Annotated in this window: 23 protein-coding genes; 9 read left to right on the top strand and 14 right to left on the bottom strand. The window is 51.8% G+C overall.

Features of this window, described 5'->3' with window-relative positions:
* Window positions 1-84: 84 nt before the first annotated feature.
* The 3 genes from dksA to thpR form a co-directional block, all read right to left on the bottom strand.
* Window positions 85-534, bottom strand: a complete 450-nt coding sequence (dksA, locus tag BGK46_RS00115; RefSeq protein ID WP_069586438.1) for an RNA polymerase-binding protein DksA — start codon at window positions 532-534, stop codon at window positions 85-87.
* Between the two features lie 124 nt (window positions 535-658).
* Window positions 659-1,381, bottom strand: a complete 723-nt coding sequence (gene sfsA, locus BGK46_RS00110) for a DNA/RNA nuclease SfsA (protein WP_069586437.1) — start codon at window positions 1,379-1,381, stop codon at window positions 659-661.
* A 2-nt stretch (window positions 1,382-1,383) separates the two neighbouring features.
* Complete coding sequence (gene thpR, locus BGK46_RS00105; RefSeq protein ID WP_069586436.1) at window positions 1,384-1,941, bottom strand: RNA 2',3'-cyclic phosphodiesterase; 558 nt, start codon at window positions 1,939-1,941, stop codon at window positions 1,384-1,386.
* A 65-nt stretch (window positions 1,942-2,006) separates the two neighbouring features.
* Here thpR and hrpB point away from each other — a divergent pair, with 65 nt between their 5' ends.
* Together hrpB and mrcB are read left to right on the top strand one after the other, a co-directional pair.
* The gene (hrpB, locus tag BGK46_RS00100) at window positions 2,007-4,460 is read left to right on the top strand and encodes an ATP-dependent helicase HrpB (RefSeq protein WP_069586435.1); all 2,454 of its coding nucleotides are present in this window, start codon (window positions 2,007-2,009) and stop codon (window positions 4,458-4,460) included.
* A gap of 8 nt (window positions 4,461-4,468) precedes the next feature.
* Window positions 4,469-6,802, top strand: coding sequence for a penicillin-binding protein 1B (gene mrcB / locus BGK46_RS00095; RefSeq protein WP_069586434.1), 2,334 nt, complete (start codon window positions 4,469-4,471; stop codon window positions 6,800-6,802).
* A gap of 86 nt (window positions 6,803-6,888) precedes the next feature.
* On the opposite strand, the gene BGK46_RS00090 is transcribed toward mrcB, so the two are convergent.
* From BGK46_RS00090 to BGK46_RS00075, 4 genes are all read right to left on the bottom strand, one after another.
* On the bottom strand, window positions 6,889-7,659 hold the full coding sequence (locus tag BGK46_RS00090; RefSeq protein ID WP_069586433.1) for an ABC transporter permease: 771 nt from the start codon (window positions 7,657-7,659) through the stop codon (window positions 6,889-6,891).
* The gene (locus tag BGK46_RS00085) at window positions 7,656-8,579 is read right to left on the bottom strand and encodes an ABC transporter ATP-binding protein (RefSeq protein ID WP_069586432.1); all 924 of its coding nucleotides are present in this window, start codon (window positions 8,577-8,579) and stop codon (window positions 7,656-7,658) included. Before BGK46_RS00085 ends, BGK46_RS00090 begins: the two co-directional genes overlap by 4 nt.
* A 15-nt stretch (window positions 8,580-8,594) precedes the next feature.
* Window positions 8,595-10,247: a SulP family inorganic anion transporter gene (locus BGK46_RS00080; RefSeq protein ID WP_069586431.1), complete on the bottom strand. Its 1,653-nt coding sequence runs from the start codon at window positions 10,245-10,247 to the stop codon at window positions 8,595-8,597.
* A 284-nt stretch (window positions 10,248-10,531) separates the two neighbouring features.
* Window positions 10,532-12,187: a SulP family inorganic anion transporter gene (locus BGK46_RS00075; RefSeq protein ID WP_069586430.1), complete on the bottom strand. Its 1,656-nt coding sequence runs from the start codon at window positions 12,185-12,187 to the stop codon at window positions 10,532-10,534.
* 213 nt (window positions 12,188-12,400) lie between these two features.
* On the opposite strand from BGK46_RS00075, the gene can reads away from it, so the two are divergent.
* The 4 genes from can to secF all read left to right on the top strand — a co-directional run bounded on the left by can (window position 12,401) and on the right by secF (window position 16,334).
* Window positions 12,401-13,075: a carbonate dehydratase gene (can, locus tag BGK46_RS00070; protein WP_069586429.1), complete on the top strand. Its 675-nt coding sequence runs from the start codon at window positions 12,401-12,403 to the stop codon at window positions 13,073-13,075.
* Window positions 13,076-13,132: 57 nt separating this feature from the next.
* Window positions 13,133-13,543: a hypothetical protein gene (locus BGK46_RS00065; protein WP_139130695.1), complete on the top strand. Its 411-nt coding sequence runs from the start codon at window positions 13,133-13,135 to the stop codon at window positions 13,541-13,543.
* Between the two features lie 104 nt (window positions 13,544-13,647).
* Window positions 13,648-15,426, top strand: coding sequence for a protein translocase subunit SecD (gene secD / locus BGK46_RS00060; RefSeq protein ID WP_084781163.1), 1,779 nt, complete (start codon window positions 13,648-13,650; stop codon window positions 15,424-15,426).
* 11 nt (window positions 15,427-15,437) lie between these two features.
* Window positions 15,438-16,334, top strand: a complete 897-nt coding sequence (gene secF / locus BGK46_RS00055; protein WP_069586426.1) for a protein translocase subunit SecF — start codon at window positions 15,438-15,440, stop codon at window positions 16,332-16,334.
* A 101-nt stretch (window positions 16,335-16,435) separates the two neighbouring features.
* On the opposite strand, the gene hpt is transcribed toward secF, so the two are convergent.
* Window positions 16,436-16,966, bottom strand: a complete 531-nt coding sequence (hpt, locus tag BGK46_RS00050) for a hypoxanthine phosphoribosyltransferase (RefSeq protein WP_069586425.1) — start codon at window positions 16,964-16,966, stop codon at window positions 16,436-16,438.
* A gap of 347 nt (window positions 16,967-17,313) precedes the next feature.
* On the opposite strand from hpt, the gene BGK46_RS00045 reads away from it, so the two are divergent.
* Entirely contained in the window at window positions 17,314-17,922 is a 609-nt protein-coding gene (locus BGK46_RS00045; protein WP_069586424.1) for a TetR/AcrR family transcriptional regulator, read from the top strand.
* Window positions 17,923-17,972: 50 nt separating this feature from the next.
* Here BGK46_RS00045 and BGK46_RS00040 read toward each other — a convergent pair whose 3' ends face one another.
* From BGK46_RS00040 to BGK46_RS00015, 6 genes are all read right to left on the bottom strand, one after another.
* Complete coding sequence (locus BGK46_RS00040) at window positions 17,973-19,019, bottom strand: ABC transporter ATP-binding protein (RefSeq protein WP_069586423.1); 1,047 nt, start codon at window positions 19,017-19,019, stop codon at window positions 17,973-17,975.
* Window positions 19,016-20,647, bottom strand: coding sequence for an ABC transporter permease (locus tag BGK46_RS00035; protein ID WP_069586422.1), 1,632 nt, complete (start codon window positions 20,645-20,647; stop codon window positions 19,016-19,018). Before BGK46_RS00035 ends, BGK46_RS00040 begins: the two co-directional genes overlap by 4 nt.
* Window positions 20,648-20,709: 62 nt before the next feature.
* A complete protein-coding gene (locus BGK46_RS00030) occupies window positions 20,710-21,726 on the bottom strand; it encodes a Fe(3+) ABC transporter substrate-binding protein (RefSeq protein ID WP_069586421.1) in 1,017 nt (338 codons plus the stop codon).
* A gap of 164 nt (window positions 21,727-21,890) precedes the next feature.
* Window positions 21,891-23,120, bottom strand: a complete 1,230-nt coding sequence (locus BGK46_RS00025; RefSeq protein WP_069586420.1) for an ammonium transporter — start codon at window positions 23,118-23,120, stop codon at window positions 21,891-21,893.
* A gap of 18 nt (window positions 23,121-23,138) precedes the next feature.
* Complete coding sequence (gene glnK / locus BGK46_RS00020; protein ID WP_069586419.1) at window positions 23,139-23,477, bottom strand: P-II family nitrogen regulator; 339 nt, start codon at window positions 23,475-23,477, stop codon at window positions 23,139-23,141.
* A gap of 248 nt (window positions 23,478-23,725) precedes the next feature.
* Complete coding sequence (locus tag BGK46_RS00015) at window positions 23,726-24,115, bottom strand: YacL family protein (protein ID WP_069586418.1); 390 nt, start codon at window positions 24,113-24,115, stop codon at window positions 23,726-23,728.
* Between the two features lie 265 nt (window positions 24,116-24,380).
* Between BGK46_RS00015 and BGK46_RS00010 the strand changes: the two genes are divergently transcribed.
* Together BGK46_RS00010 and BGK46_RS00005 are read left to right on the top strand one after the other, a co-directional pair.
* On the top strand, window positions 24,381-25,520 hold the full coding sequence (locus tag BGK46_RS00010; RefSeq protein ID WP_069586417.1) for a glycerate kinase: 1,140 nt from the start codon (window positions 24,381-24,383) through the stop codon (window positions 25,518-25,520).
* A 131-nt stretch (window positions 25,521-25,651) separates the two neighbouring features.
* On the top strand, window positions 25,652-25,970 hold a 319-nt coding region (locus BGK46_RS00005), incomplete at its 3' end, for a transposase (RefSeq protein ID WP_139130694.1).

Raw genomic sequence — 25,970 nt, 5'->3', positions numbered from 1 at the left:
CGCTGGGCAAACAAAAAGGGAGCCGAAGCTCCCTTTTATCCAATTGGGTATACCGCCAATTCACTGCATTGGCTGTCGGGGCAATTAGCCCGCCATTTGCTTTTCTTTAAGCTCAGCAAGCGTTTTGCAGTCGATACATAGCTCGGCGGTCGGACGCGCTTCAAGGCGACGAATACCGATTTCCACACCGCACGAGTCACAAAAACCGAAGTCATCGTCTTCAATGCGTTGTAGGGTTTTGTCGATTTTTTTGATCAACTTGCGCTCACGATCGCGGTTACGCAGCTCCAAACTGAACTCCTCTTCCTGCGCCGCTCGGTCAACAGGATCGGGAAAGTTTGCCGCTTCGTCTTTCATATGGTTAACCGTACGATCGACTTCTTCCCTGAGCTGATTACGCCACGCGTTGAGGATTTTACGGAAATGCTCGAGCTGTGGCTCGCCCATATATTCCTCACCAGGCTTCTCCTGGTATGGCTCTAATCCGGCAATGGCCAGGATGCCCAGCGATTTCTTTTCTTTGCTTTCTGGCATTCAGCTTCTCCTAAAAACACCTTGACATGACCCGTGTCAGTCAAATGAGGGCGCTATCTATATCAGAAAGCCTATAGGGTGGCAATCTTTGATTTACGCCCTGCTACGCCCAGTGTGAACATGTCTACACTTTTGCTGTATTCGCAACAAAAGGTACGGAATTAACCAGTATTAGCTCACTTGGCGACAACTCAGCTTGGTAACAAATTACTTCCACACCCGCCGCCACCGCGTCATTTAATAACTGATTATAGTCCGCGTCGATATGGGGGGCACCGGTGACTTTTTCAATCCCTGAATGCAAAACAGCAAACAGTAATACAGCACGATGGCCTTGTTCGACCATTGAAATCAGTTCACGCAGATGCTTTTGCCCTCGGGTTGATACCGCATCTGGGAAGGCTCCCCAGCCATCCTCCTCTAATAAGGTGACACTCTTTACTTCTATATAGCAGTCCGTTTTGTCATCGTCACGTAATAGAAGGTCTATGCGACTGTTTTCGCTGCCATAGCGTACTTCTGTCTGTAATTGTGCATAGCCGGCTAGTTCAGGAATACGCCCCGCATCAATCGCCTCGACCACTAAGGTGTTGGCGCGGGCCGTATTGACACAAATCCAGTGACCTTGCTGAGTGTAATTGAGCTCCCAACTATGCGGATATTTACGCTTTGCATTGTCCGACGTGGAATACCACACGGTATCGCCGGGGGTTGCACAACCCGTCATAGCGCCTGTATTGGCACAATGCATCGTCAAGGTATCGCCATTGGCCAGCGTGACATCGGTTAAAAAGCGTTTATAACGGCGCACTAAGGTGGCCGACTGGAGTGGTGGCGAAAACTGCATGCTCAATTCCTGCTAGTAAGATCAAACGCATGTAAGCATTGGTATAAGGCTATCTCCTCACTATCACGCGGGCCATGTGTGGCTTGATGAGAAGGCGAAGCGTAGAGACCAAAGCGTTGGCAAGTAAATGTTAGCGGCGGTAGCGGCGGTCCGTCCAAACCTTGAACGGTTTTAACCCCTCGACGTAACGTGATGTGAGGAGTAAACGCATGACTATCACGCTGTGCTGGCCAAGCTGCTAACTGGCTTAAGCGATGGGCCAGTTCGCACAGCATAGCGGGCGGCGTCGCGACGGTGGCACAAGCGATGTTTGGCCCTGACCAGACGGCTAATTGTGATAATGTCAGGGAAAATGAGGAGAGACGAATAGCGTTGGCCTCTTCACACAACGCTGGTAACACCGCCTCCGGCACGTTCCCTAAAAACGCTAGCGTGAGGTGCAAGTTGGCGTCAGGCACGGCGCGCCCTTCCCCCGATAGCTGATTTTTATAGTCAGCCAGCGCCTTTCTGGCAGCAAGATTCACGCTCTCATTCAAGCCCAGCGCGAAAAATACTCGCATGGGGTCTCCTTTTCCGTCTGGTTCGTTAAAATAACTGCTTTGATTCTGACACAAAGGGCAAACGCTTGTCTCAGCTTCCGATTGATGCCGTGATTCCGCCGTTAATTGACGGCTTGCGCCAGTACCCACAAATCATTCTATCGGCACCACCGGGTGCCGGTAAGTCAACGCGCCTGCCACTCGCCCTGCTCGAACGCACCGCGTTAACCGGCAAAATCCTACTCCTTGAACCAAGACGTTTAGCTGCGCGAAACATCGCTGCTTTTTTAGCGCAACAGTTAAATGAACCAGTTGGACAGACCGTGGGACTGAGAATGCGTGGCCACACACAAGTCAGTGCCAACACCCGCTTAGAAGTAGTTACCGAAGGTGTCCTGACGCGCTTACTACAACAAGACCCCATGCTGGAAGACGTAAGCCTGATCCTGTTCGATGAGTTTCACGAGCGCAGTTTACACGCCGATCTAGCGCTGGCCCTAAGCCTCGACAGCCAAGCGGGCCTGCGCGACGACTTACGTTTAATTGTGATGTCAGCGACCTTAGACAATCACGCCTTATGTCAATGTCTGCCTGACGCATTGGTACTCGCTACCGAAGGGCGCAGCTTTCCAATTCACTATCACTATCAGCCAATCGCTCGCCGTGACCAGTGGGAAAGTGCGGTGGCACGCGCTAGTCTCGAATTTATCCGACAACACTCAGGCTCGGCACTGATGTTTTTACCCGGGATGCAGGCAATACGCCGAGTCCATCAAGCGCTACAAAACACGCTTCCCGACGACATGGATTTACACCTGCTTCACGGTAGCCTCGACTTTTCAGCGCAGCAAGCGGCTATCGCACCTGCACCCAAGGGAAGGAGAAAGTTGGTACTGACCACCAATATTGCAGAAACCAGTTTGACGATTGATGGGGTTCAGCTGGTCATTGATTCGGGTCTTGAACGTTTGGTGACCCACCACGCGCAGACGGGTATCGATAAGCTCGTCACTCGGCATATTGCGCGCAGCTCTGCAGTTCAGCGTGCTGGACGGGCCGGACGACTCAGCGAGGGACATTGCTTACGTCTTTATAGTGAGGAGCAATTCCAGCGTCTGCCTGCGACCCCTGATGCACCGATTCTGCGTGAAGACTTAACCGACTTGGCCCTGAATGTTATCCAATGGGGCTGTGACGTCCAAGATTTACACTGGCTTGACGCGCCCCCCGCGAAACATTGGCAAGCTGCCTGCCAAAGACTGACACAATTAGGCCTGACGGATACACGACAGACATTCACCGCGCTCGGGCAACGGGCTAGCCAATTGGCCGCCCAACCTCGCGCTGCAGCGATGCTCGCACGCGTGGAAACGGCCGCCACATCAGTGCAATCGACCGCTTGCTGGTTAGCCGCTTGGGTGGATAAACCGGTCAGAGGAAACGGATCATTATCGCTTATCGATCAGGTGCGCGCCGCGATGTCATCGCGAGAGCACCAGTCACGGGCCAAGTCGCTGGCTCACGCACTTGGCATCCGTTTGACCCGCACACTCGATGAGCAGGCATTGCCGTTATTGGCCGCTTTCGTTTGGCCCGATCGCATTGCGCAATCACGTGGGCAATCGGGGCGCTTTGTGATGGCAAATGGTCACGGCGTCACACTCGACAGCCAGGATCCCCTGAGCCATACGGACACGCTGGTGATCTGTGATGTGATGGCCAGCGAGCTTAGCGATAGCCGGGCCTACTGCGCCATTGCGTTATCCCTAACGTCCTTGAATGAGGCTCGTCCCGATCTGTTTACACACCGAGAAGTGATCGCGTGGGATGAACAGCGTGGCACGCTACGCGCAGAAAAACAGCAGTGTTTGGGAGAGCTGGTGCTTAGTCGTCAACCGCTTGATACGCTCACCGCGGAGCAGCAAGTGCAAGGGTTGCTTGATGCGGTTCATCAAAAAGGCCTTCAGGCATTGAATTGGCAGCCAGAAAGTCAGTCCTTACTCACACGGGCGCGCTGCGCACAGGCGTGGGGGCTCGACATTGCGCTACCGCCTTTAAGCGATGCGGACTTGCTTAACACCCTTGATACATGGCTTGCGCCGTTTATGCATGGCCTGTCGCGTTGGCAAGCACTTAAACAGTTGGATCTAAAACCAGTACTCGAAGCTTGGTTTGGGTATGAGACGACGCAACAGCTTAACGCCGCCCTACCCACTCACCTAACGGTGCCGACAGGCTCTCGCTATCGATTACGCTACGAGCCTAACAAGGCACCGGTTTTGGCGGTGAAGATGCAAGAGATGTACGGACAAGCGCAAACACCGACGCTTGCCAATGGTAAGGTAGCGGTCCAGCTTGAGCTGTTGTCCCCTGCCGGGCGACCGTTACAAATAACCCAAGACTTAGCGGGCTTTTGGCAAGGGGCCTATAAAGAGGTGCAAAAAGAAATGAAGGGACGCTACCCTAAACACCTTTGGCCGGATGACCCAGCCAATCATGTGCCCACACGCAAAACGAAACGCCATTTTAACCAGAGTTAACCGATTGTATGGCTAATAAAAAGACACGCACAAGCACTAAGAAACGCACCGCGCCGACCCGTCGCACTAAGAAAGCGACCGCCAAGCCAAGCTGGACCAAGCGCTTACTTGCCTTCGGCTTTAAATGCAGTTTGGTCGGTATAGCGGCTATCGTTATCCTCGGTATTTACTTAGATGGCAAAATCCAAGACAAATTTAGTGGTCAAATTTGGCAGCTCCCGGGCGTTGTCTATGGCCGTGTGATTAGCCTGTCACCGGGGAGCGATTTCTCCTTGGTTCAGTTGCGCCAGCAGCTAGATGCACTCAATTACCAAAAAGTGCGTACCCCCAAGCGCCCCGGTGAATACTCAGCGTCGCAGACACGGTTAGAAATCATCCGCCGTCCGTTCGACTTTGAAGACGGTCCGGCCACCGCTCGGCACGCCATGCTAAGCTTTAGCGGCAACCAAGTGACCAAAATCACCGAGGTAAGCAGCAACCAGCCGCTAGGGCTGTTGCGTATCGAACCCAAGTTATTGGGGATGATGGAGTCTGGGATCCACGAACAGCGTTTATTTTTACCCCGAGAGCGCTTTCCTGAATTTCTGGTAGAAGCCCTGATCACAACCGAAGACCGCGACTTTTACCACCACGAGGGGGTCTCGCCAACGGGAATATTGCGAGCCTTGGTGGCCAATATTCGTGCAGGTCGCACTGTGCAAGGTGGCTCAACCCTCACCCAACAGCTCGCCAAAAACCTGTTCCTAACCCGTGACCGCACCTTGTGGCGAAAAGTCCAAGAAGCCTACATGGCACTGTTGCTCGATTTTCGGTACAGCAAAGACAAAATCCTCGAGGCTTACCTCAATGAAGTGTATCTCGGTCAAAACCGCGGTGAACCTGTGCATGGATTTCCATTGGGCGCCAGACTCTACTTTGGACGTCCCATCAACGAGCTGCGCGTTGACCAACTTGCGTTGTTGGTTGGCATGGTCAAGGGGCCGTCTTATTACAACCCGTTCCGTCATCCCGAGCGCGCGAAAACTCGTCGCGATCTCGTTTTACGGTTAATGATGGAGCAAAACCTACTCACCAGCTCAGACTATGATGCGGCCGCCAGCCGCCCGCTAGATATTCAAAAAACGCCCTCGCTGGCAAGCCCCCAACCGGCTTACTTTGATCAGCTCAAAGAAGAAATTCGTCAAAAGGTCGGCGACAAATACGCTGCTGGTGCTGGCCTGCGCATATTCACCACCCTCGATCCTGTTTCTCAACAGGCCATCGAACGAGCGGTGACCACTAAGGTCAAAGCATTAAAAGGACGGGCCGGTAACCAACTAGAAGCCGCAGCAGTGATTGCCGACCGTCGCAGTGGCGAAGTTCGCGCCATGGTCGGCGGCGCAAAGCCCGGTTTCGCCGGATTTAACCGCGCCCTGAACGCAAAACGCCCGATAGGATCATTGGCCAAACCGGCGGTGTATCTCGCGGCATTAAGCCATCCGACCCGTTTTCAGCTTACCAGCGACATTGACGACAAACCCATTCGTCTTGAGGGCAGTCAAGGCAGCAGTTGGCAACCGCGAAACTATGACCGCCAATACCGAGGCAGTGTGTCTTTGCTCACGGCACTGGCAAAGTCGTATAACGTGCCCACGGTGAATCTCGGCATGCAACTGGGCTTAGGTGAAGTGATTGACACCTTCGGCAAGCTGGGTGCCAATACTGATGCCATTCCACGCGTGCCATCCGTGCTGCTTGGTACATTTAGCATGAGTCCGTTTGACGTTACTCAGATGTATCAAACCCTCGGCAGTGCTGGTCAGCGCGCGCCTCTCACCGCACTACGGGCTGTGACGACCAAAGAAGGCCATAGTCTTTATCGCAACTGGCCCAAAGCAGAACGTGTCGTACCAGAGCAAGCCGGTTGGTTAACCTTATATGCGATGAAACAAGTCGTTCAACAAGGAACGGGCCGCTACTTGCAGCAACATCATGGCCAATTTGCACTCGCCGGTAAGACAGGTACAACCGACGATAACCGTGATAGCTGGTTTGTTGGCATGGATGATAAGGAAGTCACCACTATTTGGTTGGGCCGCGATGATAACCAATCAACGGGACTGACCGGGGCATCAGGGGCGTTGCGTGTCTATGACGATTACCTCACGCGCCGCGGTGCGAGTAACCTCAGCGTCGCGTGGCCTGCTCAAGTTACTACGGTCAAGGTGCAGCATAACGCGAGTCGCTATCAACTGGACTGTTACGGTAACCAAAAACTCCCGATGTGGGATCCGAGTGGTGAGTTGGCGAAACGGTGTGATAAACCAGACCCAGTCGGATGGCTGAAAGGCTTGTTTAACTGACAAAACCTAAAAGCCCCAGTTTGGATAGCTGGGGCTTTTTTAACGATCAATCAGATAGCTTCATCTTAGCCATGATTAACCCTCGCCTAGCTGCGCAATCCGGTGCCTCGAGAAATTAATCCCCATGCCAAGGCATACAGCCCCGCAATAAACAGCAGTAAGACGCCAAACGAGGTGGTAATCCCCACATCCGAGACACCCAAAAAGCCGTAACGGAAGGCGTTAACCATATACACAATCGGGTTCAGTTTTGACACGCCCTGCCAAAACTCTGGCAACAGTGATAGCGAGTAAAAGACCCCGCCTAAATAGGTCAATGGCGTGAGGACAAAGGTTGGGATCAAGCTTATATCGTCGAAGGTTTTGGCGAAAATCGCATTGATTAATCCCCCCAGCGCAAACACCGCCGACGTCAGTACCACGGTCGTAATAACAATCAGTGGGTGCGCGATTTGCAAGTCGACAAAAAAGAGCGACGTCATGGTCACCAAGGCCCCCACAGCCAACCCGCGACACATGCCACCACCAATGTAGCCGGCAATGATCACGTAGTTTGGAATCGGCGCGACCAACAACTCCTCAATATTATGTTGGAACTTGGCACTAAAGAAGGACGATGCCACATTCGAGTAAGAGTTGGTGATCACCGACATCATGATAAGCCCGGGCACGATGTACTCCATGTAAGTGAAGCCTTCCATTTCACCAATTCGAGAGCCAATCAGGTTACCGAAAATAATAAAATAGAGGCTCATGGTAATCGCTGGCGGCACCAAGGTCTGTACCCAAATACGCGTAAAGCGGACCACTTCTTTGTGGATCAGGGTACGAAAAGCGACCCAATACAAGGCATTCATGCGTGGCCCTCCCCGTTTTGCTGAATCAAGGTGACAAACAACTCCTCAAGACGATTCGCCTTGTTTCGCATCGACAGCACTTGTACACCTTGTTGCGACAATTGTTCAAATACTGGCGTCAGCCCGACTGATTTATTCACCTCCACTTCAAGGGTGTTAGTGTCGGTTTTTTGCCAATTCACGCCCTCTAAGGTGCTGAGCTTATGTCCGGGCTGCAAATCAAGAATGAAGGTTTCCGCGTCCAACTTGGCAAGCAGTGCTTTCATGGACGTGTCTTCCACCAGCTCACCTCGATTGATGATACCGATGTTTCGACACAGCATTTCCGCTTCTTCGAGATAGTGGGTGGTCAAAATAATGGTGATCCCTTGGCGGTTTATCTCACTGAGAAAATCCCACATCGAGCGACGCAGTTCGATATCCACCCCAGCTGTCGGCTCGTCCAAGATCAATAAGCGAGGCTCGTGCATTAATGCGCGGGCAATCATCAAGCGACGCTTCATCCCACCCGATAAGTTCCGTGCTGGCTCATGGCGTTTATCCCACAAGTCGAGCTGAGAGAGGTATTTTTTCGCACGCTCTTTGGCCTGAGCACGCGGCACACCGTAGTATCCAGCTTGGTTCACCACAATCTGCTGCACTTTTTCAAACTGGTTAAAGTTAAACTCTTGCGGCACAAGGCCAATTTGCTTTTTGGCTTCCACCTTTTGCGTGTCTAAGTCGTAGCCAAAAATGCTCACCTGACCTTGGGTCTTGTTGACCAGTGAGCTCAAGATGCCAATGGTGGTCGATTTTCCCGCCCCATTAGGCCCCAATAGCGCATAAAAATCGCCCTCCTCGACGGAGAGCGATACCCCTTTAAGCGCCTTGACATTGGACCCGTACGTTTTCACCAGGTCCTTAATTTCGATTGCTTTCATAAGCTCCCGTTACGTTTAAGCCATAACTTCGGTCACTTTGTGCGCGGCGCGTAATGCGTCATAACGGCTATCAAAGGTGTGGTCGTCAGTGAGCCAATTTTTTACATGCAAGCGCTCTAATTGGTCCCGCGTTTTTTGGTGGGGACAGAGCAAAAAGACTTGGCAATTCACGTCTAACGCATCTTTGATCGCATTTTCCAGCGCTAGACCGACAGTCATATCAATCATGGGCACGTCGCTAAGGTCGAGGATCATGACATCAAATTCCTCAATTTTGCTGTGTTGACGTGCAATCGCTTTTGAGACACTGAATATCATTGGGCCTGAGAGGTAGAAAAACAACACTTTTCCGTTCGCGCTGTCTAATAAGGCACGCTCCATATCGTTAAGCGGTACATCGTCCTCATCAGCATCACTGATCGCTTTCACCTGCTTTTCTTGCTCTCGGCTCAGGTGTTCAATCGCGATAATATTGGCGATAAACACCCCAACGCCGACTGCGACAATCAAGTCCACCAGTACGGTCAGCACCATCACACCATACATGATAACGGTTTGATGCAAACTGACTTTATGCGCACGTTGGATGAAGGTGCGGTCAAGAATATTAAAACCGACATAAATCGCGATACCCGCCAATACCGCCATCGGAATGGGCTCGGTCAGAAAACCGGCGACTAAGATGACCGCCGCGAGCAAGAGTGCACGGATAATGGCCGACAACGGAGAGCGTCCCCCCACCTGCACATTGACGACCGTCCCCATGGTACCGCCAGCCCCTGGTAACGCGCCGAATAACCCAGCAACCATATTCGCTAACCCTTGGCCGCGTAACTCTTTGTCCGAGTCATGTTCCTCGCGAGTGAGTGAATCGGCAATCACCGCTGACAATAAGGTATCAATACAGCCTAAGGTCCCGAGTACCAAGGCATCGACCATCATGGTGGTGAGCATTTCACTGTTAAATTGAGGCAACACTAAGGTTGGCAGTCCGGTTGGGATCTCACCAATCCGGCGAATCGCCGCCAAATCAAACCATGCAATCGACAGTAAGGTGACCACAACGAGCGCAACCAGCTGCACCGGCATATAGCGCCGATAACGCTGTGGAAAGGAGAACAAAATACCCAGTGTCACCAGCCCCAACAGTAATTCGCTTTGCTGAGTGTGAGCAATCAGATCGGGAAGACTTTTAAGTGTGCCTAACACCCCGCCATCAGGCGTGGCCTGGCCCAGCAAGGGTGGCAGTTGGAGAATAATCAGGATAACGCCAATCCCCGACATAAAACCGGAGATCACGCTGTAGGGCATTAAGGTCACGTATTTGCCCAGTTTGAGCGTCCCCAATATCACTTGGAACAGGCCGGCCATCATCACCACGGTAAAGCCCATTGCCATGCCGCCCTCAGGATAGCGCGACACCATGGTAGTGAGCACCGCGGTCATAATCACCGTCATCGGCCCAGTTGGCTCAGAGATAAGCGTTGAAGAGCCACCAAATAAAGCAGCAAACAAGCCCACTAAAATGGCGCCCCACATTCCGGCTTCCGCCCCCGCTCCTGACGCTACCCCGAACGCCAGCGAGAGGGGCAAAGAGATAACCGCCGTGGTGACGCCCCCAAACAGGTCCCCTTTGAGGGTCCAGTTTTTGAATCGTTCGAATTTCAAAACCTTTGATCCTTTCAAGTCGTATGCAGTTTCACGGCCATGACGGCTTTACTCACTGGCACGGGACTCACCCGGTGCGCGGGCGCCAGTATATAGGAATGTGTGTAAGATCAAATCAGGTAGGAAAACACGTGGTCAAGTTTCAAGCAAATGATTCGAAATGCGTAGAAATGTGGCAAATTTAAAATAAAAGCGTTGTAAAATAAGGTTTGCCAAAAACTTAGCATCGCTAAAAAATCGCGAAAAGCGCGACATCGCCGTCAAGGCCACGTCGCGCTATGAGGTTATGGCATTACTTCAACTAACCGGTTAGCCGCTTCGAGCGCCGGCTTACGTGTGGTGAAAATGTGCGCATCGCGAACCCAATCACCTATGTGTAAGCGCTGCAATTGCTCACGCGTTTCGTCATGCGGGCACAGTAAAAACACCGTACAATTCGCTTCTCGCGCATCTTTGATCGCGTTTTCGAGCGCCAGCCCAACGGTCATATCCAGCATAGGCACATCACTTAAGTCCAAAATCATCACACGGAACTCATTGATATGCGCATGCTGACGCGCAATGGCTTTAGAGACGCTGAAAATCATGGGGCCGGATAAATAGAAGAACAGTACTTGTCCATTACTGGCATCTAAAAGGGCACGCTCCTCATCATTAAGCGGTACTTCGTCATCCTCGGCATCACTGATTGCGCGCACTTGTTTCGCTTGCTCGCGACTGAGTCGTTCTATTACCAGTAAGTTAGCGATAAAGACCCCTAATCCCACCGCCACGATTAAGTCAACGAACACAGTCAGTGCCATTACGCCATACATGATCCCCGTCTGCTGCAAACTAATTTTGTGGGCGCGATGCAAAAAGCTCCAATCTAAAATATTAAAGCCGACATACAAGGCGATGCCCGCCAACACTGCCATCGGGATGGGCGCAGTCAGCGCGCCGGCCACCAACACCACCGCAGCCAGAATAAGCGCCCGCAAAATGCCCGACAGCGGCGAACGCGCCCCCACTTGGACATTGACCACAGTGCCCATGGTAGCCCCCGCGCCGGGCAAGGCGCCAAATAGCCCTGCGATCATATTGGCAATGCCTTGTCCGCGCAGCTCACGATCCGAATCATGCTCTTGTCTGGTCAGCGAGTCCGCAATCACGGCGGTTAACAGGGTATCAATACAGCCGAGCGTCCCGAGCACCAGTGCATCTATGACCATGGCGGTAAAATGCTCGGGGGTGATATGGGGGATCACGAGCGACGGCAGGCCGGTTGGGATCTCACCAATTCGACGAATGCTGTCCGAATCAAAGAGTACTACCGACACCAAGGTAATACTGACAAGCGCCACGAGTTGCGCGGGAATGAAACGACGGTATTTGGCGGGAAAGTAAAACAAAATTCCTAGCGTGAGTGCGCCGAGAAAGACTTCTTTGATGTCGGCATTGACCAGTAAATCTGGCAAGGCTTTTAAGGTACCGAGGACACCGCCCGATGGCGCAGCTTGCCCTAATAGCGGCGCAAGTTGGAGCAGAATCAATATCACGCCAATACCCGACATAAACCCAGAAACGACACTGTAGGGCATTAAAGTCACGTACTTGCCTAAGCGCAGACTGCCAATCAGTACTTGGAATGCGCCAGCCATCATCACCACGGTAAAGCCCATTGCCAAGCCGCCTTCCGGGTAGCGTGCCATCATGGCAGTTAATACCGCCGTCATGATCACCGTCATGGGGCCGGTCGGCTCTGAGATCAGGGTGGATGAGCCACCAAAAAGCGATGCAAAAAGCCCAACTAAGATGGCTCCCCAGAGTCCAGCTTCTGCACCGGCGCCTGAGGCGACACCAAAGGCTAACGCCAAAGGCAATGAAATAATGGCAGTCGTCACGCCGCCGAACAGATCGCCCTTTAATGACAGCTGTGCAAATCGTCCTTTATCAAACACGCACTACCTCTACTGCGGTTAAGATCATGATGGAGCGAACAGTATACGAATTTTCTCGCATTAACCTATCCGAGCAGTGGCCCGCACCGTTAACAGCGTGATCCCTCGGGCGTCATAAATGTAAAAACATGTGAATATTGATCTCAGTATATTTCACGGCGTAACAGTGAGGTATAGTGGCAATTGATATGTTTGCCAAAAGACACGTTGCCCATGGCCAAAATCAAAGCTTTATTTGCTAACAACAAAGCATGGTCGCAAGATATTCGCGACAGTAACCCCCAGTTTTTTGCCAACTTGGCCCAAGAACAACATCCTGAATATCTCTGGATTGGCTGTGCTGATAGCCGCGTACCCGCCGAGCGCCTTACAGGATTAGACTCGGGTGAGTTGTTTGTTCACCGCAATGTCGCCAATCAAGTGATTCACACCGATCTCAATTGTTTATCTGTGGTGCAGTACGCCGTCGATGTCCTGCAAATCAAGCACATTATTGTCTGTGGTCATTATGGGTGTGGTGGTGTCCACGCGGCCATTGATAACCCAGAGCTTGGTTTGATCAATAACTGGTTGCTTCACATTCGCGATTTGTATCTCAAACACAAACATTATCTCGGTTGCCTACCCCCACAAGAGCGCGGTAATCGCCTGTGCGAAATCAATGTGGCTGAGCAAGTGTATCATCTGGGTAATTCCACCATTTTGCGTGCAGCGTGGGAGCGCGGCCAAGACGTGAAAGTACATGGTTGGTTCTACAACACCACCGACGGTATTTTGCGCGATTTAGGCATGACCGCAGATAGCCGCGAGTCGCTGGAAGTGAACTACCAAGCGGCGATGAGTCATTTAGTGCCCGACTCTGCCGCACCGGTTTCTTGTGAGAATTGACACAGTGCTGACACAGTCACACTTGTGATCGCGACTTAATCGTCGTAAAACACCGCCATGACTCCGATCGCGCACGCTTCATCATCAACAACGCACCGCTCTCCGCTCACCATGTGGCTGATGGCGGGCATGATGCTGTTTGCGGTGTTGGTCAATGTGGCAGCGCAAGCGCAGGTTTCACCGTTCCGCTCCAGCAGCCAAGTCCACACGCTTCAGCAAACACCGGCGCTCGTTTCTACCGCGAGAGCCAGTGTTGCCTTACCTGCGGCCTTGCCTGACGACGATACCCAACCGCCACATTTAGTCGCGATTCTTTCTCCCCCGCACATTCGCCTTACTTGGCACCTGATTGCCTTTTTGTGCGCACTTGGGGTGTGTCTGCCACGCCAATATCTTGCCTTTTCGCTCCCCCGCCTTGGTGGCTGGCGAGAACACAACCTGCAATATCGCTTTATTCATTCGCGCTAATCGTTCGCCCTCCTAAAGGCCGTCGCGCCTTTCCCCAATCACAATATCGAGCTGACGCTTGGTATTAGGTTTTGCTGTGCGTGATGCACAGCCAAGGAGAACGAATGAATAAATTATCCCCCGTTAATCGCTATTCTTTATGGCACTACGCCGCATTAGTCCTGATGTTGATCGTCCTGACCGTGCAGGCGTTACCAAGCTTTTTTGGCGACCACCCAGTGGTGAGCGTGTCGCATCACTCGCACCAGGGACTGCAAAACTGGCTGAAAACTCATCCCGAGGCCGTGAGTGAAGTGCGTTATGACTCGCAAGGGACGGTTACCTTAATCACGCCCGATATTAGCCAGCAACAGAACGTACAACAGCAATTAAAAGGCACTCTAGGGCCCGACGCGGAAATCACCCTCGATTATTTGTCCGCAGCACCCACATGGCTGTCGCGCCTCGGCGCCGAGCCGGTAAAACTAGGACTCGATCTGCGTGGCGGCGTACAGTTGTTACTTTGGGTTGATACCGACCAAGCACTCGCCCATCAAGCCGAGGCGTTAGTGCAAGGCCTCAACCTTTGGTTAGACAGTCAGCACTTACCCGCTAACGCCACGGTCAACACCAAAGGTAACACCACGGTGCAATTGCCGCAGCTCAGTGCCAACGATCGCAGCAAAGCCAGCGCTTGGTTTACCGAGCATTATCCGCAATGGCGATTCAATAGCGCCGCAAATGGCTGGCAGATGACCGATACCGAGCAAGAGGCGATAAGTCATCAAGCCGTGCGTCAGAATATCGATATTCTTCGCAAACGCATCGACGCCTTAGGCGTGGCTGAAGCGAGTGTGCAACGTCAGGGTAAAGACTATATTCGTATCGAACTGCCCGGGGTGCACGATCCCAAGCAAGCCAAAAATGTTATTGGCGCGACAGCCTCACTCGCGTTCTATGCCCTCGATGCCACAAGCCCGAAACGCCTGTATGACGCGCAGCACAATGTGGTGCCGTTAGCACGTCATGCCATTTTGGGTGGAGAACACATTATTGATGCGCGCACCAGCGTTGATGAAATGCGTCGTCCGCAAGTTGATATTCGCTTGGATGGCCCCGGAGGTGAAACCATGTTGGCCTTTACCCGACGTCACTTGGGCGATCCCATGGCTACGGTGTACCGTGAGTATCAAGCCAATGAGCAAGGTGAGCTGGTTGCCAATGAACGGGTGATCAACGTTGCGACAATTCAAAGTGCGCTCAGCGATCGATTTCGGATCACGGGTCTGTCGAGTCCAGAAGAAGCCCGTAACCTCTCGATGTTGTTGCGCGCTGGCGCCCTCACCGCGCCGATTAAAATCGTTGAAGAACGCGCGATTGGTCCGACCTTGGGCGCCGATAATATCAAGGCCGGATTTTCTGCACTGGCCGTTGGCATGATAGGTATGGCTATCTTTATGATGCTTTGGTATCGCCGCTTCGGATGGGTTGCGATTGTCTCTCTGGTTGCCAACTTGATGATGCAAGTCGGCCTACTCGCGCTGCTGCCCGGCGCAGTGCTGACCCTACCGGGCATCGCCGGCTTGGTGTTAACCGTGGGGATGGCGGTCGATACCAATGTGCTTATCTTTGAGCGTATTCGCGATCGCTTACGTGCCGGCGCAAGCCTAGCCAATGCGATTGATACGGGTTATCGAGCAGCCTTTAGCACGATTTTTGACGCCAATATCACCACCTTAATTTCTGCGGTCTGCTTGTATGCGGTCGGCTCAGGCCCATTACAAGGATTTGCCACCACACTGATCCTGGGACTGTGCGCCAGCATGATAAGTGGCATTGTCGGCACGCGAGCCATCATCAACCCAATTTGGGGACGCGACCGCCGCCGCGCCGTGACCATTTAAGGAGCCTGTTTATGAAACTGACACACGTCCGCTATGCCAGCTTGGCACTCTCAGGGGTACTCACCCTGATCAGCCTCTGGGCGATCGCTTATTATGGCCTAAACTTGGGCATCGATTTTACCGGTGGCATCGTGATTGATTTCGCCTTACCCAGCCTAGCAGGTAGTGATACGCTGCTCGCCGCCTTGCACAGTCGGTTCGGCGAACTGGCGACACTCACGCCAAGTACCACTCAAGGCCAGTGGCAGCTTATTTTACCTCATGCGCTCCAATGGCAAGATCCGCAACAGGTCATCGCCCACATCAGCAGCGCACTCGCCATGCCTGTCACCTTGGTTCAAGCGAACGTCGTCGGCCCTCAAGTGGGTCAGGTACTGTTTGAGCAAGGGGGGTTGGCACTGCTGGTTGCCTCGTTGGCCATCATGCTTTATTTGGCAATTCGCTTTGAGTGGCGTCTTGCTCTAGCGGCGATAGGAGCGCTAGTGCACGATGTGACTCTCACCTTAGGCCTATTGGCGATACTTGCGGTGCCGATGGATCTCAATGTCATTGCTGGCCTTCTCGCCGTTATCGGTTACTCGCTCAATGACTCGATTGTGATCGGCGATCGGCTGCGAGATGTGCTCAGAGCCAAACCGAATCAATGTGTGTATGTCAGCACAAATACTGCGGTCTGTGAGACTTTTTCGCGCACCATGATCACCGCCGGCACGACGCTATTTACCATCGGATGCTTGTTGGTATTAGGTGGCGATGCCTTGTACGGCTTTGCGCTGACACTTTTTGTAGGGGTGCTCACTGGCACCTGGTCATCGGTCGCGGTGGCATCTTGTCTACAAGAAATGCTGGGATTGTCTCCCGCGCATTATCAGCGCGCGCCGGCTCCCGAACGAGAAGGCGCCTACTAACTCACTATAGAGACAAAAAAACCGAGCGTCTGCTCGGTTTTTTATGGCTTATCATCGCCTGACAGCCAAAAAGGCTCAGCGCTCAGAGAATGCCGTCACGATTAATCGAGCGGCACCACTTTACCGATAAATGGCAAGTGGCGATATTTCTGCGCGTAATCAATCCCTACGCCAACCACAAACTCGTCTGGGATAGTAAAGCCAAGCCAATCGACTTTTACATCCACTTCACGACGTTCTGGTTTATCAAGTAGGGTACAAATACGCACGGAATTGGGCTCTCTTAGCGATAGAATTTCGCACACTTTGCTAAGCGTATTGCCAGTATCAATGATGTCTTCGACCAAAAGAATGTCTTTTCCTTTGATATCATCATCTAAGTCTTTGAGGATGCGCACGTCACGTGTGCTTTCCATGCTATTGCCATAACTTGATGCGGTCATAAAATCGACCGAGTGTGGCAAGTCAATGGCACGACATAAGTCAGCCATAAAGACGAACGAGCCTCGCAACAATCCAACCAATACTAGGTCTTTTGAGTCTTTATAATGCTCGTTGATCTCGGCGCCCAGGGCTTTTACTCGCGCCTGTACGTCCTGTTCTGAAATCATCACTTCAACGGTGTGTTTCATATCTGCCCCGATGGTTTGTCCCCACGTTTGCGGGGGTCAATAACAAAGGTGGCATAGTCTAGCACTAAATCGATTGCGGATCCCAATTCCACCGATTGACCTTGATGCGTACCCTTACACTAGTTAACTATCACACTGATTGATAAGAAAAAATAATCCCTGCCTGTGTTTTTATTAATAGATGACTTTTTTTGCAGACAAAATTACCGATTTACGGCCCAGATCGGCCTTCCAGCCGTTGTCACGCCACGGAGAGCTGGTATAAACTCAATTCGCTAATTAAGAAAATTATTAGCACAAACAATAATTAATTTGTACAAACTAAATATAAGTTGGCAGGTTTTAGGATGGCTCAATCAAATGAAAGAACAAGGACGCGACTGTCACCAGAGAGACGCAAAGAGCAGTTGTTAACTTGTGGTTTGGATGTGTTTGCAAAACGGGGAATCGGTCGTGCCGGTCACGCTGATATTGCTGATATGGCGAATGTCTCTGTGGCAACCGTCTTCAATTACTTCCCGACCCGTGAAGATCTGGTCGAGGAAATTTTGGCCCAAACAGAAAAGCATTTCATTGCGTTAATCAATGATTGCACCCGCGATAGTCAATCGATGCGTGCATCGCTTAACTGCATTACCTCGCAGATTATCGATACCGCATTGGAAGACAAAGCATGGATGAAAGTCTGGTTTGAATGGAGTACATCGATTCGCGAAGACATTTGGCCACGCTTTGTAAAAGGCAGCCGCGATGCCGTCGAGCAATTTGTGCACGTGTTTGAGCGAGGCATGGCGCAAGGTGAACTCACTCACCGTCACCAACCTCGCGAACTGGCAAGCATGCTTGCAGGGATTTGCTATGTGTTGTTTTTACAAGCGCACCAGCAACCCGATAAAGCGGCATTAAGCGAAATGGCACAAAAGTACATCGATGTACTGTGCCAGCAAGGCGCTTAAATTGTGCGCTGATGACGAAAAAAGCCAACCTCGCGGTTGGCTTTTTTCGTTTAAGCATCAATAAAGCTGGGCCCATCGTTAAATAACACCGGCTCATGAGGGCGAATGGTTAGACTTACCGTATCCCCCACCGATAATGGTTCACGGGCATGCACCGACAATTTTTGGCCGTGAATATCAATGGTGTAACGGCTGCTATCACCCATAAATTGCTGCGACAATACCTGCCCCTCGCCTTGCGCATCCGCACGGATACTCAAAAATTGTGGGCGAAGCAACCACCAATGTGGACCGGGATGACAATGCACTGGCCGTGGCCAAGGTCCCAGCGGCGTCTGCATTTGTTCTTGCGCCGACACAGTCACAGGTACATAAGAGCCTTGCCCTAAGAAATCAGCCACAAATCGGCTTTTCGGCTGGTAATACACCTCAGTCGTATCCCCGAATTGCTCGATAATCCCTTGATTCATCACCGCCAATTTGTCCGCAAAAGCAAAGGCTTCCTCCCGGCTATGCGTGACCAAAATCGCCGTCACTCCCTGTGATTTAAAGATCCGGCGGATCTCTTCAATCAAGTCATGGCGCACTTGGGTATCAATATTGGAAAACGGCTCGTCCAACAGCAACAGATCAGGCTCATAAGCCAGCGCACGCGCAATCGCAACCCGTTGTTGTTGACCACCGGATAACTGGTGCGGATAGCGCTCCCCCAATCCCTCAAGGCGCACGAGCTTGAGCATATCAGTCACTTTTTCATGGCGCGCAGGCGCGGCCAGAGACGTAAGACCAAAGCCGATATTCTCGGCAACGGTTAAGTGCGGAAACAACGCATAATCTTGAAAAATCATACCAATATTGCGCTGCTCAGGTGGCACCGAATGCTGACCATCTTCCATGATGTTGCACCCAATCGACAGCATGCCCGCGCTAAGAGGGATTAACCCAGCCATGGCTTTCAACAAGGTAGTCTTGCCACAGCCGCTGGCGCCGAGCAAACACACAATCTCACCCGGTGCGACTTGCAAAGACAAATCTTTGAGCACTGGCGTGCCGTTGTAACTGCAGGTCAGGTTTTCTATCGACAGGGCGCACTTCATTGGTATTTCTGCTCCAGCGAACGGTTAATCAAAATAAGCGGTATCAGCCCCACCGCCACCAGCAAAATGGCAGGTAAGGCCGCATATTCGAGGTGCTCATCCGAGGTAAAGTTGTACACGTAGGTGGCAAGGGTTTCGAAGTTAAACGGACGCAATAAAATCGCCGCATTCAACTCTTTCATCGACTCGATAAAGACCAACAGCATCGCAATTAAAGTCCCCCGACGAATTAAGGGGAGGTGAACACGACGAATCACGCCGCTGGTCGTGCATCCCATAGTACGCGCCGCCATGTCGAGTGATGGCGGTATTTTTGCCATGCTGGACTCAATACTGCCGATCGCGACCGCACTGAAACGCACCACAAAGGCAGTGAGCAAGGCAAACATGGTGCCAGAAAGCACCAAACCGGGGCGTCCCCAGTCATACGCCTTGGCGATGTCATTGATCAGGTGATCGCCTCGAGTTAATACCAGCATCACCCCAATCGCTAATACCGTGCCCGGCACCGCATACCCCATAGAGGCGAGACGCATGGGCGCGACACTCAAACCATGACCGCGTAAGCGGCGATACACATTGACGGTCCATGCAATGCCGACCGCAACCACAGCTGCAAGGCTGGAGGTATAAAAGCTGTTGTAGCTAAAGGTGAGAAAATCGTCGATGGCATTTTGCGCATAGTAGTGCCACGCATAAATGATCAGTTGAAGCAGCGGCAATATAAACGCCAGCGATAGCAAGCCCCAACACCAGACAACCACGCCCACTTTCTTCCAACCGGACAGGGGGGTTTTCTCTATCGCATCACTGCTTGATGACGGCGTAAATTGCGCTTGCTTACGTCGTCCATAACGCTCGGCACTGATCAATACAAAAATAGCCACCAGCATAATGGCAGAAATTTTAGCCGCTGCCGTTAAGCTTGAGTAACCCAACCAAGTATCGTATACCGCAGTGGTTAATGTACTCACGGCAAAATAATTAACCGTACCAAAATCTCCCAGCGCTTCCATTGCCACCAGCGATGCCCCGACGGCAATGGCGGGACGGGCCAAAGGCAGGGAGATACGGCGAAAACTTTGCAGTGGCGAGCATCCCAGTAGACGCGCAGAATGGGTCAAGGTGACACTTTGCTCCATAAACGCGGCGCGAGTCAGCAGGTAGATATACGGGTACAGCACCAATGCCAGCACAAAACACGCCCCCGGTAAGGTACGCATATCTGGAAACCAGTAATCATTGACACTTTGCCATTCAAACCAATGGCGCAGCAGGCGCTGTAACGGCCCTGCATAATCAAACCAATCAGTGTAGATATAACCGATGATATAACCGGGCATGGCTAATGGCAGTACCATCGCCCATTGCAAATGCCGGCTGCCCGGCACTTGATACATGGCAAGCATCCAAGCCGTCGGCACACCCAAGGCGATCGCAATAACCACGACCCCCACCACCAGTAAGCTGGTATTGAGCGTATACGTCGGCAGAACCGTCTCAAACAGATGGGAGAAAATATCATCTGTATCACCGATTGCGGTGTAGAAGATTGCCAAGATCGGCAAAACCAGCAGCAGAGCAAGGCCCCAACTGCTGGTTTTAATAACGGGTAATCTGTCTTGCATAGCCTACAACATTCAGGCGTCAGAGAAAGACAACCGGGGTGTTATACACCCCGTGTAGAGGCTTACAGATCGAACTGGACTTCATCCAGTAGCTTCACTGATTTGCTGTAGTTATCAGCAATAGCCTCTAGCGGCATAGGATCGTGCTTATACTCGCCCCACGATGCCACTAGCTCAGACTTTTCTACGCCAGGTTTCACTGGCTCTTCAAAGTTCACTTCAGCATACATGTGCTGCGCTTTGTCTGACGTTAGGAATTCCATGAGTTTAAGAGCGTTTTCTTTATTCGGCGCATACTTCGCCATCGCCATGCCGCTCACATTCACTTGGGTGCCGTGCGCATTTTGGCCAGGATAGTTAATGTATACCGCTTCCGCCCACGCTTTTTGTTCTTCGTCGTTCAGCATCTTACCAAGGTAGTAGCTGTTCCCCAAAGAAACGTCACACAAGCCTTCTTTAATCGCTTTGACTTGTGCACGATCATTCCCTTGAGGTTTACGCGCCAAGTTCGCTTTCACCCCTTTCAGCCATTCTTTAGCGGTGGCTTCACCGTGATTTTCGATGATGGCCGACACCAAAGATACATTGTAAGGGTGTTTGCCTGAACGGGTGCAAATCTTGCCTTTCCACTCGGGTTTTGCCAAGTCGAGATAATCAAAATCATCACCCAGTTTACCGACACGCTCACGCGATGAGTAAACGGCGCGAGCACGAGTGGTTAACGCAACCCACTTATCTTCACTGTCACGGAACTGCTCAGGAACGTTTTGATCGATCACATCGCTTTGCACTGGCTGAACCACATCGTGATTAACCAAATCTTTAAGGCGAGAAATATCGACTGTTAGCAACACGTCAGCAGGGCTGTATTCGCCTTCCTGCTTAACCTTCTCCGCCATGCCTTTTTTAGCAAACTTCACGTTGACTTTGATGCCCGTCTCTTCAGTAAACGCATCGAACATAGGCTCAATCAAAAAAGGTTGACGATACGAGTAGACGTTCACTTCTTCAGCGGCAAAGGCGGCGCTCGTTCCTAATAAGCTAGCCGTAACAGCAGAGGCGATTAGCAGTTTTTTCATCGTAACAGTCCTTAAATTAGACGATAAATGATAACGTTTCTCAGTTTCGTTAGTATACAGCTAATGATTTTGGGCTCAATATTCTGCCACGCAAAAAAAAACGAAACCCAACATCAAAAATGTAAGGTTTCGTTTCAGAGTTTAACGAAGTGTCGTACGAGTGACTATTTCACGCTAACGAATTCGGGATATGCATCAATACCGCAGTCATGCAAATCCATGCCTGACATTTCTTCTTCTTCGGTAACACGAATGCCCATGGTTTTCTTCAGCACCAACCACACCACAAAGCTCGCACCAAAGACCCAAGCGAAGATCACGGCTGCCCCCAGCAATTGTGCACCAAAGCTTGCGTCTGCGTTGCTCAGCGGCACGACCATCAAGCCAAAGAAACCACACACACCGTGCACCGAAATCGCACCCACTGGATCGTCGATTTTAATTTTATCGAGGCCGACGATGCTAAACACCACGATGGCACCTGATACCGCACCGATAATAAGCGAAGCGACTGGCGTGGGGGATAAGGGATCAGCGGTAATGGCGACCAAACCGGCCAATGCACCGTTTAAGATCATGGTCAAATCGGCTTTACCCCATAGTGTTTTACACACCAGTAAGGCAGCAATCGCACCGGCTGCCGCCGCCGCATTGGTGTTCAAGAAAATTTGCCCTACCGCCGTGGCGTTTTCAAAGTCTGACACCATCAGCTGCGAACCGCCGTTAAAGCCGAACCAACCGAACCATAGGATAAAGGTACCCAAAGTCGCTAGAGGTAGGTTCGAGCCAGGAATCGGATTCACTTGACCATTCTTGCCGTATTTACCTTTACGTGCCCCCAGCAAGATCACGCCCGCTAATGCAGCTGACGCGCCCGCCATATGCACGATGCCAGAGCCGGCGAAATCGCTAAAGCCTGCTTCTGATAGGAAACCACCACCCCATGTCCAGTAGCCTTCTACCGGATAGATGACTGCGGTGAGTACCACAGAAAACAGCAAGAACACCCATAGCTTCATACGCTCTGCCACGGCCCCTGAGACCACCGACATGGCGGTAGCAACAAACACCACTTGGAAAAAGAAGTCCGACTCAAGAGAGTGATCCGCGTCGGCCGCTTGCGTTCCAATCAGCGAACCAAACGAGGGCATAAAGCCACCCGCACTGTTGTCGACATACATGATGTTGTAGCCCACCAACAGATACATGGTACAGGCGATCGCGTACAAGCAAATATTTTTGGTGAGGATCTCGGTGGTGTTTTTCGAGCGAACTAGCCCTGCCTCTAACATGGCAAACCCAGCCGCCATCCACATCACCAACGCACCGGATAAAAGGAAAAAGAAGGTGTCTAGTGCGTAACGTAACTCAGTAACCGTATTGACCAATTCCATTGTGATTACTCCCTGTGATTAAATTGCTTCCAGATCCATTTCGCCAGTGCGGATCCGCACGGCTTGCTGGAGGTCAAAGACAAAAATCTTACCGTCGCCGATTTTGCCGGTTTGTGCCGCCTTGGAAATCGCTTCCACCACGGCATCAACACTATCGCTCTGGACGGCGATTTCGAGTTTTACCTTCGGCAAAAAATCGACTTGATATTCGGCACCGCGATACAATTCGGTGTGTCCTTTTTGGCGGCCAAACCCTTTCACTTCTGACACTGTCATGCCGTCAATGCCGACGTCGGATAGTGCTTCACGGACGTCATCAAGCTTAAAAGGCTTGATAATGGCGCTAATCAGTTTCATATCCTTCTCCTGAGTCCTTATGTTTGCATCAGTCAATAAGTATCAAGAGACATGCCAACTATTAACTAGATAAAAATCAGCACATTACAGAAATCAACTAGGGAAAGGCGCGCATTTGCACTTTTTTAGTGCAAACTATTCACCATCTCGACGCATAGATTCATCGCGAGGAGGACGATGCACCAAAGCGAGCCATGATTAGATGTCTTATAGGAAGGAGGCGAGTGTCAGCGTCACTCGCCGGCAGGTTAGCGCGTACGGCGTCCGTAGCGAGCAATAAAATCACGATACGCTTCGAGCATGGCCAGAAAGTCTTCATAACCACAAGCGGCGCTGCTTTCTTGATCGTAAAACTGTAGGTCTTGTGCGCTCAACGTATCCGTCGCCTCGTCAGAGGGCGTTTGCAACATCGCATTGGCCATCACCACCACTTCTTCAGGATTGGCCGTCAGCGTGAAGGTGTGTCCTCGCCATTGCTGCTCTTGGCGCAACTGGGTAAAGGTGGCTAACCACGCATCCACCTCACTCAGCTCGGTACCCAACTCATCAAGCAACCAACGCCCCATAGCCTCATGCCCCATTGAGAACACAATGCGATAGCTGTCATCAAAACTATTGCGGGAAAATTCGTAATCCACGTCCACCTCCAAAATGAGAGGCTATTGTCCGAGTTTTTCTATCAATTGCCAACTCGAGACTGTTCTCAAACTGTCACCTTCGCCATACTTAAATACGATACCCAGACAACTTGGCGTTGCAGGTAGGCGGCAAGTGAGTGAGTCCCCATGAGCATAGATAGACTATGTGATTGGGGTAAACGAACGTAGCCAACACCGCTACGGCTTCAAGTAAAAAGGGTATATCAGCCTCATCAACGTGGTCGCGTCTGGAAAGGAGTAGCCGATGCATATAGTGATAGCCCCTGATTCGTTCAAAGAAAGCCTTTCAGCTGGCGAGGCGGCGCAAGCCATCCATGACGGCATGGCGCGTATACTACCCAAGGCGCATTTTACTTTGCTCCCCATGGCCGATGGCGGCGAAGGGACAGCGCAAAGTTTTGCCCAGCAATTAGGCGGCGATTTTCACACTTGCCAAGTGACTGGTCCCGATTTTTCATCGATCACCGCCAGCTATGTTATCGTCCCTTCGCAGCGACTCGCGATCATCGACGTGGCCAGCGCCTCTGGCTTGCCCCTGCTCGCTCACCATCAACGCAACCCGCTACACACCACCAGCCTAGGGACTGGAGAGCTGATTCGTGCCGCCCTCGCACATGATGTCGATGAAATCATTATCGGCTTAGGCGGCAGCGCCACCACAGATGCGGGCGCAGGTATCTTGGTGGCCTTGGGGGCAAAGTTGCTTGATAGCCAGGATGCACCCATTTCGCCAACCGGTGATGGCTTAGGTAGGCTCGCACAACTTGATCTGAGCCAGCTCGACCCTCGACTTAAACGCGTCCGATTAACGGCTGCATGTGATGTGGATAATCCGCTATGTGGTCCGCAAGGTGCGGCAACCGTATTTGCGCCCCAAAAAGGCGCGTCACCGGAGCAGGTTCGTCAACTGGAGCAACACCTGCATCGTTTTGCCAGCCTCTGTCGCTATCAGCTCGGCAAATCGATTGCACAATTTGCGGGCGCCGGCGCGGCTGGTGGAATTGGTGCCACCTTGGGTGGCTTGCTGGGTGCACAATTGGTCCCCGGTGTGGCGCTCTTGCTCGAACGCAGCCAAGCCACCCCTTACATAGCAAAAGCCAATTGGTTGGTGACAGGCGAAGGAAAAGTCGATGGTCAAACGCTGCATGGTAAGGTGCCCGCCGCCCTGGCACAGGTCGCGAAACAGTTTGATGTTCCTGTGGTAGTACTCGCAGGCCGCGTTGGCGACGATTGTGAAGCCTTATACGAACGCGGAGTTACCACTATCTTGCCGATTCAATCAGGCCCCTGTGATTTACAACATGCTTTTGAACACACTGCGGAGAATCTGCGCCGCACTGCAGAGAATGTCGCCCGCCTGATTGCCGCGCAAAGTGAACAATAAGCCATTCAGACCGACAGCATCACCAGGATAAAAAAACGCCCTCCGAAGAGGGCGTCAGACTGCTGACAAAGGTCTAGCTTTCGAGCTAGACCTTTGATCTAATAGGAGTGTTGCAATAGGGATGCTCCGGTATGCTTCAAGAACCTTCTCCACACCAATATGAACTTGAAATGGTGACGATGGAACAACTTGTTCCCAAAGACCATCTTGTTCGTAAAATCGACCGCGCCATCGACTTCGAGTTTATTCGAGATGAAGTCGCTCACCTTTATTGCAAAGATAATGGCCGTCCACCCGTTGACCCCGTTCGCTTATTTAAAATCATCCTGCTTGGCTATCTCTTCGGCATCAAAAGCGAGCGCCAGCTTGTTAAAGAAATTGAAGTCAACGTTGCTTATCGTTGGTTCTTGCGTATGTCGCTGACAGAGAAGGTCATCCATGCGTCCACGC

Source organism: Salinivibrio sp. SS2 (assembly GCF_001722075.1).
GTDB classification, from domain to species: domain Bacteria; phylum Pseudomonadota; class Gammaproteobacteria; order Enterobacterales; family Vibrionaceae; genus Salinivibrio; species Salinivibrio proteolyticus.
Note: the sequence above shows the minus strand (reverse complement) of the source record. Positions and strands in the feature narration are given on the sequence as shown.

Excerpts from the sequence above, each read along its gene's own strand:
- dksA (WP_069586438.1), bottom strand. The coding sequence starts at position 534 with ATGCCAGAAAGCAAAGAAAAGAAATCGCTGGGCATCCTGGCCATTGCC.
- sfsA (WP_069586437.1), bottom strand. The coding sequence starts at position 1,381 with ATGCAGTTTTCGCCACCACTCCAGTCGGCCACCTTAGTGCGCCGTTAT.
- thpR (WP_069586436.1), bottom strand. The coding sequence starts at position 1,941 with ATGCGAGTATTTTTCGCGCTGGGCTTGAATGAGAGCGTGAATCTTGCT.
- mrcB (WP_069586434.1), top strand. The coding sequence starts at position 4,469 with ATGGCTAATAAAAAGACACGCACAAGCACTAAGAAACGCACCGCGCCG.
- BGK46_RS00090 (WP_069586433.1), bottom strand. The coding sequence starts at position 7,659 with ATGAATGCCTTGTATTGGGTCGCTTTTCGTACCCTGATCCACAAAGAA.
- BGK46_RS00085 (WP_069586432.1), bottom strand. The coding sequence starts at position 8,579 with ATGAAAGCAATCGAAATTAAGGACCTGGTGAAAACGTACGGGTCCAAT.
- can (WP_069586429.1), top strand. The coding sequence starts at position 12,401 with ATGGCCAAAATCAAAGCTTTATTTGCTAACAACAAAGCATGGTCGCAA.
- BGK46_RS00065 (WP_139130695.1), top strand. The coding sequence starts at position 13,133 with ATGACTCCGATCGCGCACGCTTCATCATCAACAACGCACCGCTCTCCG.
- secD (WP_084781163.1), top strand. The coding sequence starts at position 13,648 with ATGAATAAATTATCCCCCGTTAATCGCTATTCTTTATGGCACTACGCC.
- secF (WP_069586426.1), top strand. The coding sequence starts at position 15,438 with ATGAAACTGACACACGTCCGCTATGCCAGCTTGGCACTCTCAGGGGTA.
- hpt (WP_069586425.1), bottom strand. The coding sequence starts at position 16,966 with ATGAAACACACCGTTGAAGTGATGATTTCAGAACAGGACGTACAGGCG.
- BGK46_RS00045 (WP_069586424.1), top strand. The coding sequence starts at position 17,314 with ATGGCTCAATCAAATGAAAGAACAAGGACGCGACTGTCACCAGAGAGA.
- BGK46_RS00040 (WP_069586423.1), bottom strand. The coding sequence starts at position 19,019 with ATGAAGTGCGCCCTGTCGATAGAAAACCTGACCTGCAGTTACAACGGC.
- BGK46_RS00035 (WP_069586422.1), bottom strand. The coding sequence starts at position 20,647 with ATGCAAGACAGATTACCCGTTATTAAAACCAGCAGTTGGGGCCTTGCT.
- BGK46_RS00030 (WP_069586421.1), bottom strand. The coding sequence starts at position 21,726 with ATGAAAAAACTGCTAATCGCCTCTGCTGTTACGGCTAGCTTATTAGGA.
- BGK46_RS00025 (WP_069586420.1), bottom strand. The coding sequence starts at position 23,120 with ATGGAATTGGTCAATACGGTTACTGAGTTACGTTACGCACTAGACACC.
- glnK (WP_069586419.1), bottom strand. The coding sequence starts at position 23,477 with ATGAAACTGATTAGCGCCATTATCAAGCCTTTTAAGCTTGATGACGTC.
- BGK46_RS00010 (WP_069586417.1), top strand. The coding sequence starts at position 24,381 with ATGCATATAGTGATAGCCCCTGATTCGTTCAAAGAAAGCCTTTCAGCT.